Here is a 12,876-nt window from a genome sequence, read left to right as displayed (position 1 = left end):
TTATGAAAAAATATATGGCAATTGCAGCAACGGCTGCGGCACTTACTTTAGCTGGTTGCTCAAAAGTAAATTTAGAGAACTACGAAAAAATTGAAATTGGTATGGATAAAACTGAAGTTGAAGCTATTTTAGGTTCAGCGGATAAGTGTGAAGAAAAGACACTACACACTAACTGTATCTGGGGTAACAAAGATAAAAACATCGAAATCACCTTAGTATCAGACAAAGTGTCGCTTTACAGCAAAACAGGTTTAGACGCTAAATAAACCGAAATGGGTGGCCAAGGCCACCCTTTCATCTTTCATCTTTCATCTTTCATCTTTCAAAATGTCAGTTTGCGAGTAAATACGCTCAATATTGACAATTTTGCTGCGATTTAACGTAATCTTGTAGCGCTGATACAAAGTTTCATCTTCGCTTTGTGTAAACACTAATACCACATTTAACTGATAACGCCTCTCTACGGCTTTCTTAGAGATTTTATTGCTATCTAGATGATAGAGCTTACCTTCACCCCGCTTTAAATAGCGAGCAAACGGTGCCAAGCTAAATTGCATGGTTTGTTGCAAGGTATCGTAGCCAGGTAAAAACTCTTTAGCGTTAACTTGTGTTTCGCTTGCAAAATGCAGCCACTGAGCAGCCTGTTTATTTTGATGGCGGCGCTTTGAAAAAATTCTTCTTACCGCTTTAGGCAGGCGTTTAAAACTGGTGTATTCAAGCCAAATGTATTGGCTGGCAATTTTGTCTTTGGTTATGCTGTTTTTAAATTGAAAGCGCCATTTAGGTCGCCCTCGTACGATAGCTCGCCAGATCACCCGTGTTATGTCTTCTTTAAATATTTCACGAAGACCATAAATAACACCCAAGATCAAAATCAACGTCGCTGTTACTTCGGTAAAGTTTGAGCGAGCATTTAACACAACCAACATCACAAAGGCCATGATCACAGCGGTCACCGTGCCCTTTACCATACGTTTTAAATAACTGTTTAAGTGACGCGTGCTACGTGTAAGCACCACTCCATGCTCAATCAAACGTTGTAATAGGCGCATTTTGTTGGTGATACGGTTGGCATCTTCAAGTGTTGATTGCGAATTATATTCTTGCTCTTCACGGTAACTGTTTTCAGCTTTACAAAACTCTAATAGCTCACTGCGCTCTTTTGCAAAATCACTACTGCGCGGCCCTTCATCCAGTAGTTTCAAAAATGACTGCTCTACATGCCAGCTTAAGTAGTTATCAGCGTTTTTATAAAATGGCAGTAGCTTTTCATCATCTGGGGTGTAGCGTCTTAGTTTTTTCAACAAGCCTTTGGTTTGCTCGCACAACTCAATGGCTGCAGGGTAAAACTCATCGGCTTCTTGGTGTTTTAGGGTGTCTTTAATATCGGCATTCAGCGCGAGTCGAACTTGATAACAATATAAGTTTAAGTTTTGCCGATAATCTTGCTGTTCACCTTTGTTTTTACTAACAAAGCGGCTTCTAACTAAGGGTAAGTGAATGTTGTTAGCGTTATACGCAAGGTGCGATTTAAAGTTATTATTAAAGAATGATTCTTCGCTCAGTGTTTGTGGGTTAACACTCATTTCATTCGGAATGGAGAAATACAGGTCGAGTCGTTGCTCTGTGCGTGGTTTAAGCTCAGGCTCAATAATAAAAGATAAGTTTTCGTCTTGTTTAAGCAATATCACCTCGTTTGTTAAAAGTACCTCTATAGTTTACGCGTTGATAGGCTTTCAGACAATAAAAAAGGCCCAGTAAAAACTGGGCCTTAGTAATCATTTCAAACTAGATTAGAACTTGATGTTCATACCAGCGAAGAAACGACGACCTAGTACATCGTATGTGTACGGGTCAGTGTTTGAGTCATTGTTACCTGAGTAGTAAGGTGCTTGCTTATCGAATAAGTTGTTAACACCTGCAGAGAATGACACTGTGTCGTTCAGGATGTATGAACCGCTGATGTCGTGGTATACAACAGTACCAACGCTTGGTACTAGACACTCGCTGTCGTCAGCAAGACATGCGTAGCTGTCTAGACCGTCGATCATACGTGCTTGGTATTGTGCATCCCAGTTGTCGCCAGACGCGTTAAGAGTGAAGTTAGACTTAACTTTCGCGTAGCTACCGATACCTGAAGTTACAAGACCTGTGTAATCGATTGTGCTTGTGCCTGAATCAACGATGTACTCATCAAGGATTGTTACATCAAGACCTGTGCGCCAGTTAAGACCTGCAGCTTCAAATGCATACTTGAAGTTTACGTCGTAACCTTTAGTAGATTCATTACCAATGTTTTGTAATTGGTTGTTGAAGCTAATGCGACCAGTGCTTTGGTTGAAGTTGATTGCAGAAGACTGACATAGAGCAGTATCTTGGTTCTTGTATGCACCAGTAGAAGCATCAAGACAGTTTTCAACGATGTACTGGTTGTTTACGCTTGAAATTGAGTTTTCAATTTCGATTTCGTAGTAGTCAACAGTCATTGAGAAACCGTCGAACCATTCTGGAGCGTATACGAAACCAGCAGTTACTGTATCAGCAAGCTCTGGCGTTAATTGATCGTTACCACCAACAGTTACTTCAGCTTGGTCTTGTGCACCAGGGAAGTTAACTTGTTCGAATGAAGGTGATTTACCTTGGTAAAGCTCAGATACTGTAGGAGCACGGAATGCAGTTGAACGAACAGCACGTAGCATTAGTTCGTCGTTTACACGCCAAGTTAGACCTAATTTCCAAGTTTCATCTGAACCAAATGTGCTGTAATCGAATGCACGAACAGCAGCGCTTAAGTCAACCATTTGAGCAAATGGTGCGTCAGCTAGAAGTGGAACCGCGAATTCAACGTAAGCTTCGTTTACGTCAAAACGACCACCAGTTGGTTCAACACGTGGGTCATTTGCAAGACCTTGTGAAGTTAGTGAATCTGGAACGTACCATGCTTTTTCTTCACGACGCTCGATACCAGCAGCGAAACCAACATAACCAGCAGGAAGTTCCATTACTTCACCGTTAAGGCCAGCAGAAAGAACTAATAATTGGCTACCACCTGAGTTGTTTTCAGTGTAGTTGTACTGTGCAAGGTTGCTACCTGACCAATCAGCTTGGTTAAGTGGGTTGAAAGTACCCTCTTCGATTGCGTCTTGGATTGAACCCATGTTAAGTAGGTTAGTTGCGCGGTCAACTGAGTCGTTACGACCGAATACTACTGAAGTATCCCAGCCCCAACCGTTGTCAAATGCACCGTCAAGACCGATTACTGCACGTACAGTGTCAACAACTTGCTCATAGCCACGAGGACCTACGTCAGTCATACGACGACCGTAAGAGATGTCTTCACCGTCAGCTACGCCGTGAGAAAGAAGTGAGTCACCCATTGTGTCCGCATCGTAAGTGAAGTCAAACCATACTGGCTGTGGAGCCATTTGTTGAGTTGACCAACGCTTAGAGTAAGTGAACTCAGAAACTAAACGCGTTTCATCAGTTACGTCAAAATGGCCGATACCTGTTAGGTTTAAACGACGCATTGGCGTGTAAAGGTAGCTTGTTGCTGAGTAGTTGTAAGCATCACCTGCTGAAGTGAAGTCGTGCCACTCGCCGTCTGCTTGACCTTGTAAGCTTGCATTTTCAGCCCAAACGTGGCCGAAAGGCGTGTAAGAAGAACCACCACAGTAGAAGCTACCGTTTTCGTAATCTTCTTCGATTGGACAATCAGAGAAATCACGGTCTGCTTGAGAAGCGTCGCCACGGTCTGTGTATTGTAAACCAATTACAACGTTACCACGGTCAAAGCTTGAACCCATTGTGATATCGAAAGACGTTTCGTCTGCATCGCCTTCACCAGTGATAGCACCGTTAAGGTTCATGTCTAGACCTTCGAAGTCGTCTTTTAAGATGATGTTAACAACACCAGCTACCGCGTCAGTACCATATACAGCAGATGCGCCGTCTTTTAGTACTTCAACTTGCTTGATCATTGATACTGGGATTGTGTTTAAGTCAACAGTAGATGCTGCGCCAGTACCAGAGTTGATCATACGACGACCATTTACTAGTACTAGAGTACGTTGTGCGCCTAAACCACGTAGGTCAACACGTGCGTTACCGCCTGAACCGTTGTTAACAGCAGGGTTAGTCATCGCACCGCTTGCTGCAGTCATTTTTTGTAGAACGCCATCGATGCTTGATGCACCCATTGCTTTGATGTCATCTGCGCCGATTAAAGTTACAGGACTAGACGTCTCCATATCGGTACGCTTAATGCGAGAACCTGTAACTTGAATTTTTTCAATAGACTCTGCTGCATCATCAGCAGCTAAAACTTGCATGCTTGAGAACATTGGGATTGCTGAAACAACAGCTAAACCAAGAATTGATTTTTTCATGTGAAAACCCTACTTGTTGGAAATTTACCTTTAGTCAGGTAGCGCTCGTTATTATTAGAATCACGAGTCAGCGGAGGGCAACTTAGGCTCAGTTAACTGAACGAAAACTGAATGACAGGTTAAAGAAAAAACAACCCCAAAATAGCGTATCCATTTTGGGTAATAAGGTTTCACGATGTATCAATGTTAACAGAAAAAAACACTGCCACATCAGCAAGCTAACATTATTAAGTAGCAAAAAAAACACGATTGAAATCAATTGCACGCACTTTGTAATCAAGTGTAACTAAAGGCCGATTAGTGCTACAAATGAAATTTTTACAAGTTGATCACACAACGTTATAAAAACCGTAAAAGCTTGGTAAGACTGCTAACCATAGTTATTCACTAAAATTAACTAAATAGACAAAGTTAGTCCGTTAAACAGTGTATTAGAGAATGATTTCTTGGTTTTGTTCCGTCAGTTTGCAATACCGTATAAAGATACGACTAATAAAGAACATTAAAGTAGAAAAAGATGACGAAGGAATGACATAAATCACAGCTTTTAAATAATCAAAAGCTGTGATCAACAATAAATAAGGGAAGATGTTATCGAGTTTGCAGTGAATCGAAATAATAAAGCAAAGTTTGTGGTTGATTGTCACCAGTAGTATAAGTGAGCATCATTTTCCAGGTCATTACAGGCTCAGAGCATGCGCCAACCATAGTATCAGCAACCCAAACTTGCCCTGTCTGTTTAAACTGCAGTGGAATAAAACCCATATACATAGTGACCCCTTCAAGTTTTGCAGAGAGGTTTTTAGCATCTTTCGGCAGCTTTAGGTTGATTGCAAAAGGCAACTCAGGGCTGACATCTGGGTTGCTCAGCCAAACTTCTGCATTATTAGGGTAATAACAATGACTATTGTTCTCACAACTTGTACTTGTGCTGCCCTCTTCTATACTTTGGCTATCACATGCAGCTAAAAATACACTGAAAAGGAAAACGGGTAAAAAACTAGTTCGCACTCTATTTGCCTGTATAAAATAAAAGCGGATACTAGTGAGCTACCCGCGAAAAGACAACCATGCTAGATGGAATAAGCTAATAAAAATACAATCTCTGACAAAAAATAACCAACAAAGCGCTAAAATTTGATTGATGTCATAATTTTATGCAATTGACCTATCTTTTTAAGGTCAAAAATTTTATCATTTCCATCGCAAAAATAAGGGTTTCTCGAGTTTGTTTTCTGAAGCTAGCACCGCTAAGTTGGCTTTAGGTAACACGCTTGTGAAGTAATAGTAGGCCCCACTTTGTATTAAAGTGGGTAATTCATTTCTAAAACGCATTTATTGCAGCGGAAGCCAGAAAATGAGCCAAACAGTAGCATCACAAACTGAGTACAATTATAAAGTTGTACGCCAATTCGCTATTATGACAGTGATTTGGGGCATCGTTGGCATGAGTGTTGGGGTTCTGATTGCTGCCCAATTAGCTTGGCCAGCACTTAACTTTGATACACCATGGTTAACTTACTCTCGACTACGTCCGTTACACACGAACGCAGTAATTTTCGCATTTGGTACAAGTGCACTTTTTGCGACGTCTTATTACGTCGTACAACGTACATGTCAAACGCGCCTTTTCTCAGATAAACTAGCAGCCTTCACCTTCTGGGGTTGGCAACTTGTTATCGTACTAGCAGCGATTACCTTACCATTAGGTATCACCAGCTCAAAAGAATACGCTGAACTTGAATGGCCAATCGATATTCTTATCGCCGTTGTTTGGGTAACTTACGCAGTTGTATTCTTTGGTACGTTAATCAAGCGTAAAGTATCGCACATCTATGTTGCGAACTGGTTCTACGCTGGTTTCATCATTACTGTTGCCGTTTTACACATTGTAAACAGCATGGCAATTCCAGTTTCACTAACTAAATCATACTCTATCTACGCAGGTGCTGTAGATGCAATGGTTCAGTGGTGGTACGGTCACAACGCTGTTGGTTTCTTATTAACTGCTGGTTTCTTAGGTATGATGTACTACTTCGTACCAAAACAAGCAGGTCGCCCTGTTTACTCTTACCGTTTATCGGTAGTTCACTTCTGGGCTCTTGTTTCTTTATACATCTGGGCAGGTCCTCACCACCTACACTACACTGCGCTTCCAGACTGGACGCAAAGCTTAGGTATGGTTATGTCAGTAATCCTATTCGTTCCATCTTGGGGTGGTATGATCAACGGTATCATGACGTTATCAGGTGCATGGCATAAACTACGTACTGACCCAGTACTTCGTTTCTTAGTTGTTTCTCTATCTTTCTACGGTATGTCTACGTTCGAAGGCCCAATGATGGCTATTAAGTCAGTTAACGCGCTTTCTCACTACACTGACTGGACTGTAGGTCACGTACACTCAGGTGCACTAGGTTGGGTTGCAATGATTTCTATCGGTGCTATCTATCACCTAATCCCTGCACTATTCTCACAAGGCCGTATGTACAGTGTTAAACTAGTTAACACGCACTTCTGGTTACACACTGTTGGTGTTGTTCTATACATCGTAGCAATGTGGATTTCAGGTGTAATGCAAGGTCTAATGTGGCGTGCAGTAAACTCAGACGGTACGTTAATGTACAGCTTTGTACAGTCATTAGAAGCTTCGTATCCGTTCTATATCATGCGTTTCCTAGGCGGTGTATTCATCGTAACAGGTATGCTAATTATGGCTTACAACGTTTATCGTACTATTGCAGCGAAGAAAGATTCGCTTCAATTAGACGCTGACGCACAATTGGCATAATGGAGTAGCACGATGAGCAATAATAATTCACAAAACAAACACGAAATAGTCGAAAAGAACGTTGGCCTAATGGCTATCTTGACTGTCTTTGCAATCAGCTTTGGTGCGTTAGTTGAGATTACTCCACTAATGTTCCAAGACGATACGACTAAACCTGTTGATGGCTTACGCCCTCTTACAGCGTTAGAAATGGAAGGTCGTGATATCTACGTGCGTGAAGGTTGTTACAACTGTCACTCACAAATGATTCGTCCTTTCCGTGACGAGGTTGAGCGTTACGGTCACTACTCTGTAGCTGGTGAGTCAGTATGGGATCACCCATTCCAATGGGGTTCTAAGCGTACTGGTCCTGACCTAGCTCGTGTTGGTGAGCGTTACTCAGACGATTGGCACCATGCTCACTTAATGGACCCACGTGCTGTGGTTCCTGAGTCAAACATGCCAGCGTTTCCTTGGTTAGACGAAAACAGAGTCGATACGACCCATACACTTAAAAAGCTTCAAGTATTCCGTGATAGCTTCGGAATCGACAAAGCAAGCGACCGTTACGACGGTAAAGGTTACGGAAGCGACGAAGAGCTAAAAGCTGACATTGCGAAAATCGAAGCCATGAACAATGGTGAAGGCGCAACTGAAATGCAAGCTCTAATCGCTTACTTACAACAGCTTGGCACACACTTGAAGTAATTATTATGGATTACGGAACATACAGAGGCATTTTGACTCTGGTAATTTTAGTACTGTTTATTGTGATTGTTGTATGGGCATACAGCAAGCGTAGCAAAAGCCGATTTGATAACGCTGCTAATGCCATATTTGAAGATGAAAAAAAACACAACAACACAATCTCTAACGAGGAAAAGGAGTCTGAGAAATGACTAGCTTTTGGAGTATATGGGTTATCGTATTAACCCTAGCGTGTCTTGCTATCATCTTCGGCCTACTTCTGTGGAACTTAAAAAACTACACAGGTGTTAAAGAAGGCGAAAGCTGTGGTCACGAGTTTGACGGCATTGAAGAACTAAACAACCCACTACCAAAATGGTGGACTTACATGTTCTTCGCGACATTCATTTGGTCTGTATACTACCTTGCTGCTTACCCAGGTTTAGGTAACTGGGAAGGTTTAGGTAAATGGACAAGTTCTAACCAAGGTATTACTTCTTTAGCTGAGTCTAAAGAAGCGACTGAACAAGCATTAGCTAACGGTGAGAACGTTCAATTAGACCAAGAATTTATCGCTGCTGATGAGCGTTTTGGCCCAATCTTTGAGTCATTCGCAAAACAAGATATTGAAACACTAGTTAAAGATGAAAAAGCGCTTGAGATTGGTCAACGTTTATTCTCTCAAAACTGTGCACAATGTCATGGTTCAGATGCACGTGGTGGTCAAGGCTTCCCTAACCTAACGGATAACGATTGGTTATACGGCGGTACACCAGACAAGATCAAAGAAACACTTCTTTACGGTCGTGTTGCTGCGATGCCACCTTGGGGTGATGCACTTGGCGAGCAAGGCATTAAAGAAATGACTGCTCACGTACTTAGCCTTTCAGGCCGTACTGTTAACCAAAAAGACGCTGCTGCAGGTGCTGCTAAGTTTGCAATGTGTGCTGCGTGTCACGGTGCTGACGGTAAAGGTTCAGTTGCACACAATTTACCATTTGGTGCACCTAACCTAACAGATAACATCTGGTTATATGGTGGTTCTAAACGTGCTGTTGAAGAAACACTAATCAATGGCCGCGCCGGTGTAATGCCAGCATGGAAAGACATTTTAGGTGAAGATAAAGTTCACTTATTAACAGCGTACGTTTACAGCTTATCGCAAGATAAATAACCACGCGGTTAATAAAATGTATAAACAATTAATCTTTTAATTCAATAGATTAATTAAGATCAAAAAAGCCTCCATCTGGAGGCTTTTTTTTAGTCTTTTGCTTTTAAATCCGATAAAATGCGTACAACGTTTTTAAAGGTATAAGTACTATGAAACCCACTCCTTGGTATAAAAACTTTTGGCCATGGTTTTTAATCTCTTTTCCTCTTGCAGCCATCATCGGCTGTGCTGGTCTTATTTATATGGCGATTGGCAACGGCCCAGATATGGTTGTTGATGATTACTATAAAAAAGGCAAAGCAATTAACCTTGAACTCAGCAAATTTAATAAAGCAAAAGCACTTTATTTACATGGCGATTTAAATGTTGCAGGCGACAAAGTAACTTTCACTTTCACCAAGGGTGATGCAAGCAATGTTCACTCTTTAAAAATGTCATTTTATCATCGCACCATTAAAGCCAATGACTTTGATGTAAGCCTAATGAAAAACGCCCATGGCGATTTTACTGCCCTACTCGACACCCATGTTGACGGTGCATACACAGTGTTTATTGAACCAATCGATAACAGTTGGAAACTTAAAGAAGATGTCATTTTGCCAACTGATAAAACGATTTCGATTAGCCCTGAATATAAGTAGTAAACTCTAATGTCCGATAATTGCTTTCATTGTCTTGAAAGTGTGCCAAAAGGCTTTAATGCGACTGTCGAAATAGACGGTAAGGCACAACCTATGTGTTGTATTGGTTGCCAAACGGTTGCTGAGAATATCGTCGCCCAAGGCATGACCGATTACTATAAATTTAGAACTGTGCGCTCTGGTAAAGTTGAACAACTTGTTCCAGAGCAACTTGAGTTGATTAAAAGTTACGATAACGAAGATATTCAAGACGAGTTTATTTCAGCCACTAATGATTTATCAGAAGTACTATTAACGGTTGAAGGCATCACCTGTGCTGCCTGCGCTTGGTTAATCGAAAAACAACTACTTAACTTAAAAGCAATCAAACGTGTTGATGTAAATACTTCGACTAATCGTGCCATGATCCAATGGGATAAATCGGTTACACCGCTTAGCCAAATTATCACCTCATTACACGAAATCGGTTATAAAGCCTATCCGTTTCAGGCAGACCTTGAAGCGAGCCAAAAACAACAAGCCGCAAAAGCTTATATCCGCCGTTTAGGGGTTGCCGGTCTGATGACCATGCAAGTAATGATGTTTGCTTTTGCCATGTATTTTGGCATGTTCTCTGGCATGGAAGAGAATTTCGAGCAGTATTTTCGCTGGATAAGCTTAGTGCTTGCTTCTCCAGTTATTCTTTACAGTGCCCTGCCATTCTTAACCAATGCCATTAATGGTTTAAAAGCCAAACAGCTGAATATGGATTTACCCGTCTCATTAGCTATTTTTGGTGCTTATGGGGCAAGCTGTTATGCCACATTAATGTCGGTTGGCGAAGTTTATTTTGAATCTATCTGTATGTTTACCTTCTTATTGTTATTAGGTAAATATTTAGAATTTAGAGCTCGTTTAAAAGCCAGTGAATTTACCGCTAATTTGCAAAAGTTACTGCCGCTTACAGCTCGTATTATTGATGAAAATAATCAAGAATCGATAATTGCGGCTAAAAAACTAAAACTGGGTGATATTGTATTAATCAAAGCAGGCGAGACAATTCCTGCTGATGGTATTGTTACAAAAGGTCAAACAACCGTTGATGAAGCCATGATGACGGGTGAACACCAGCCAGTTAACAAGTTTGTCAGCCATCAAGTTTACGCAGGAACGATTAACCACGATGGCGTGATCAGTATTGAGATCAACAAAATCGGTCAAAATACCCTGCTTAATCAAATTATTAAGTTACAACACACAGCGTTAACCAAGCGCCCGCGATTAGTTGAGATAACAGATAAAGTAGCGCAGTGGTTTGTTGCCTGCTTATTAGTGTTCGCCTCAATAACAGCAATTGGTTGGTATCAAATAGATCCCGAGCATGCCTTTTGGGTTACTATTTCTGTACTTGTTGCAACCTGCCCTTGTGCGCTTAGCTTAGCAATTCCAACCGCTCTCACGTGCGCTGTAGCCAGCCTTACTAAGCGTGGAATTTTAATAAAACAAGCCCACGTGTTAGAAACGCTACCACAATTAACCGATATTGCTTTTGACAAAACTGGTACTTTAACGCAAGGTCGCTTTACCATTGAGCGCGTTGAGCTAGTAAATAGCCAGTACAGTGAAGCAGATGCATTACGACTAGCAGCGCAACTTGAAAGTTTCTCTGAGCACCCTATTGCTAATGCATTCGCTGGTTTCAACGACACAGTGAACCCTATTGAAAATGTGACTATCGAACCGGGTAAAGGCATTACCGCTTTACTCAATGATCAGCACCTTGCGATAGGTAAAAGCGGTTGGTTTAATACCGAAAAAGCAGATGCTCAAGCAACCTTATATATCGATAAACAAGTCATTGCGCGCTTTTACTTAGCCGACAGCCTTCGTAATAACGCAGAAAAATTGATTACTACACTTCATTCGCAACAAATTAAGTGCCATATGTTAACGGGCGATGCCTCTAACAGTGGTGAGCGAATTGCAAAACAGCTCAATTTAGATACCGTGCATGCTGCATGTAGCCCTCGCGACAAACAAACCCATGTCGAAGCACTTGCAAGTAAAGGTGCCATTGTTGCTATGGTGGGTGATGGCGTGAATGACAGCCCAGTATTTGCCAGTGCCCATTTATCTATTGCAATGGAAACAGGCGCTGATATTTCCAAAAATAGTGCCGATGTGGTATTACTCAATAGTGATCTAACAGCCATAGAGCATTTGCTTACTGTCTCGAAAAAGACGCGCCGTATTGTTAAGCAAAACTTGGCATTATCACTTATTTACAATGGTTCGATTTTACCATTGGCAGCCCTTGGGCTCGTTGCTCCTTGGATGGCTGTAATTGGTATGTCTGCAAGCTCCATTTTGGTTATTACCAACTCATTAAGGTTATTAAAACTATGAGTATCATCTACATGCTTATCCCAATTGCCATTTTATTTGTGCTAATTGCCATTGGGGTGTTCTTTTGGGCTGTAAAAAGCGAACAATTTTCTGATTTAAACAAACAGGGCCACAGTATCCTGTTCGAAGACGATAAAGAGCAGCACAACAAAAGTAATGATTGATCCGCTGTTTATTAGTGCATTTATAATGGGCTTGTTAGGCAGTGGTCATTGCCTAGCGATGTGTGGTGGCATTGCCAGTAGTTTACAACTTGCCGCCAACAAAAACCGTGCAGTGAGCTTTTCGGTTGCTTATAACCTAGGCCGCGCACTAAGTTACATGCTTGCCGGTGCTCTTGTAGCAGGAATTAGTAGTCGCTTTGCAGCGCAAAATACTTCTATATCGATAGCGTTGTCGTTTTTGAGTGGTATTTTTATGCTCCTTGTTGGGGTTTACATTATGCGTTTAGCAGCAACCCTACAGTGGCTAGAAAAGCTAGGAAAAACCCTAGTATGGCAGCATTTAGCTAAACTTAATCGTTATTTATTACCGGTTGACACTACCCCAAAGGCCCTGCTCTATGGCGCTTTGTGGGGCTGGTTGCCCTGTGGGTTAGTTTATTCAGCGCTAACCTGGGCACTGACTAGCCCATCAGCATCACATGGTGCAGGTGTGATGTTATTTTTCGCGTTAGGCACCTTTCCTGCCATGATAAGCGTAGGACTCGTCAGTCAGAAAATAAACACTATTTTCAACCATGTTTGGACTAGGGTTATTCTAGGCAGCGTAATAATATGGTACGGTATATACTTATTAATTATAGCAACCGATAAGCTAATTCATTAATCTTAC

Annotated in this window: 12 protein-coding genes; 9 read left to right on the top strand and 3 right to left on the bottom strand. The window is 41.5% G+C overall.

Annotated features, from left to right (window positions below):
• Positions 1-2: 2 nt before the first annotated feature.
• Positions 3-266 carry a hypothetical protein gene (locus tag AOG26_RS04055; protein ID WP_054561990.1) on the top strand — a complete coding sequence of 88 codons (264 nt, stop codon included), beginning with the start codon at positions 3-5 and terminating at the stop codon, positions 264-266.
• A gap of 42 nt (positions 267-308) precedes the next feature.
• Here AOG26_RS04055 and AOG26_RS04050 read toward each other — a convergent pair whose 3' ends face one another.
• From AOG26_RS04050 to AOG26_RS04040, 3 genes are all read right to left on the bottom strand, one after another.
• A complete protein-coding gene (locus tag AOG26_RS04050) occupies positions 309-1,685 on the bottom strand; it encodes a hypothetical protein (RefSeq protein WP_054561335.1) in 1,377 nt (458 codons plus the stop codon).
• A 108-nt stretch (positions 1,686-1,793) separates the two neighbouring features.
• A complete protein-coding gene (locus AOG26_RS04045) occupies positions 1,794-4,385 on the bottom strand; it encodes a TonB-dependent receptor plug domain-containing protein (protein ID WP_054561334.1) in 2,592 nt (863 codons plus the stop codon).
• A gap of 591 nt (positions 4,386-4,976) precedes the next feature.
• On the bottom strand, positions 4,977-5,396 hold the full coding sequence (locus AOG26_RS04040; protein WP_054561333.1) for a hypothetical protein: 420 nt from the start codon (positions 5,394-5,396) through the stop codon (positions 4,977-4,979).
• A 346-nt stretch (positions 5,397-5,742) separates the two neighbouring features.
• On the opposite strand from AOG26_RS04040, the gene ccoN reads away from it, so the two are divergent.
• The 8 genes from ccoN (at position 5,743) to AOG26_RS04000 (ending at position 12,870) form a co-directional block, all read left to right on the top strand.
• Positions 5,743-7,176 carry a cytochrome-c oxidase, cbb3-type subunit I gene (ccoN, locus tag AOG26_RS04035; RefSeq protein WP_036967883.1) on the top strand — a complete coding sequence of 478 codons (1,434 nt, stop codon included), beginning with the start codon at positions 5,743-5,745 and terminating at the stop codon, positions 7,174-7,176.
• Between the two features lie 12 nt (positions 7,177-7,188).
• Entirely contained in the window at positions 7,189-7,863 is a 675-nt protein-coding gene (ccoO, locus tag AOG26_RS04030; RefSeq protein WP_054561332.1) for a cytochrome-c oxidase, cbb3-type subunit II, read from the top strand.
• A gap of 5 nt (positions 7,864-7,868) precedes the next feature.
• Positions 7,869-8,054 (top strand): cbb3-type cytochrome oxidase subunit 3, encoded by a 186-nt coding sequence (locus AOG26_RS04025; RefSeq protein ID WP_054561331.1) that lies wholly within the window; start codon positions 7,869-7,871, stop codon positions 8,052-8,054.
• Positions 8,051-9,016 carry a cytochrome-c oxidase, cbb3-type subunit III gene (gene ccoP, locus AOG26_RS04020; RefSeq protein WP_054561330.1) on the top strand — a complete coding sequence of 322 codons (966 nt, stop codon included), beginning with the start codon at positions 8,051-8,053 and terminating at the stop codon, positions 9,014-9,016. The genes AOG26_RS04025 and ccoP overlap by 4 nt, the downstream gene beginning before the upstream one ends.
• A 149-nt stretch (positions 9,017-9,165) precedes the next feature.
• Complete coding sequence (locus tag AOG26_RS04015) at positions 9,166-9,657, top strand: FixH family protein (protein ID WP_054561329.1); 492 nt, start codon at positions 9,166-9,168, stop codon at positions 9,655-9,657.
• A gap of 9 nt (positions 9,658-9,666) precedes the next feature.
• Positions 9,667-12,042, top strand: a complete 2,376-nt coding sequence (locus AOG26_RS04010; protein WP_054561328.1) for a heavy metal translocating P-type ATPase — start codon at positions 9,667-9,669, stop codon at positions 12,040-12,042.
• On the top strand, positions 12,039-12,206 hold the full coding sequence (gene ccoS / locus AOG26_RS04005) for a cbb3-type cytochrome oxidase assembly protein CcoS (RefSeq protein WP_054553052.1): 168 nt from the start codon (positions 12,039-12,041) through the stop codon (positions 12,204-12,206). Before AOG26_RS04010 ends, ccoS begins: the two co-directional genes overlap by 4 nt.
• On the top strand, positions 12,199-12,870 hold the full coding sequence (locus tag AOG26_RS04000) for a sulfite exporter TauE/SafE family protein (RefSeq protein ID WP_054561327.1): 672 nt from the start codon (positions 12,199-12,201) through the stop codon (positions 12,868-12,870). Before ccoS ends, AOG26_RS04000 begins: the two co-directional genes overlap by 8 nt.
• The last annotated feature ends 6 nt before the right edge of the window (positions 12,871-12,876 follow it).

This window comes from Pseudoalteromonas sp. UCD-33C (genome assembly GCF_001306895.1).
GTDB lineage: Bacteria > Pseudomonadota > Gammaproteobacteria > Enterobacterales > Alteromonadaceae > Pseudoalteromonas.
This window is presented reverse-complemented; position numbering and strand designations above follow the sequence as displayed.

What these genes read in the sequence shown, in the direction of transcription:
- ccoO (WP_054561332.1), top strand. Translation starts at nt 7,189, where the DNA reads ATGAGCAATAATAATTCACAAAACAAACACGAAATAGTCGAAAAGAAC.
- AOG26_RS04015 (WP_054561329.1), top strand. Translation starts at nt 9,166, where the DNA reads ATGAAACCCACTCCTTGGTATAAAAACTTTTGGCCATGGTTTTTAATC.
- AOG26_RS04045 (WP_054561334.1), bottom strand. Translation starts at nt 4,385, where the DNA reads ATGAAAAAATCAATTCTTGGTTTAGCTGTTGTTTCAGCAATCCCAATG.
- AOG26_RS04055 (WP_054561990.1), top strand. Translation starts at nt 3, where the DNA reads ATGAAAAAATATATGGCAATTGCAGCAACGGCTGCGGCACTTACTTTA.
- ccoP (WP_054561330.1), top strand. Translation starts at nt 8,051, where the DNA reads ATGACTAGCTTTTGGAGTATATGGGTTATCGTATTAACCCTAGCGTGT.
- AOG26_RS04000 (WP_054561327.1), top strand. Translation starts at nt 12,199, where the DNA reads ATGATTGATCCGCTGTTTATTAGTGCATTTATAATGGGCTTGTTAGGC.
- AOG26_RS04025 (WP_054561331.1), top strand. Translation starts at nt 7,869, where the DNA reads ATGGATTACGGAACATACAGAGGCATTTTGACTCTGGTAATTTTAGTA.
- ccoS (WP_054553052.1), top strand. Translation starts at nt 12,039, where the DNA reads ATGAGTATCATCTACATGCTTATCCCAATTGCCATTTTATTTGTGCTA.
- AOG26_RS04010 (WP_054561328.1), top strand. Translation starts at nt 9,667, where the DNA reads ATGTCCGATAATTGCTTTCATTGTCTTGAAAGTGTGCCAAAAGGCTTT.
- ccoN (WP_036967883.1), top strand. Translation starts at nt 5,743, where the DNA reads ATGAGCCAAACAGTAGCATCACAAACTGAGTACAATTATAAAGTTGTA.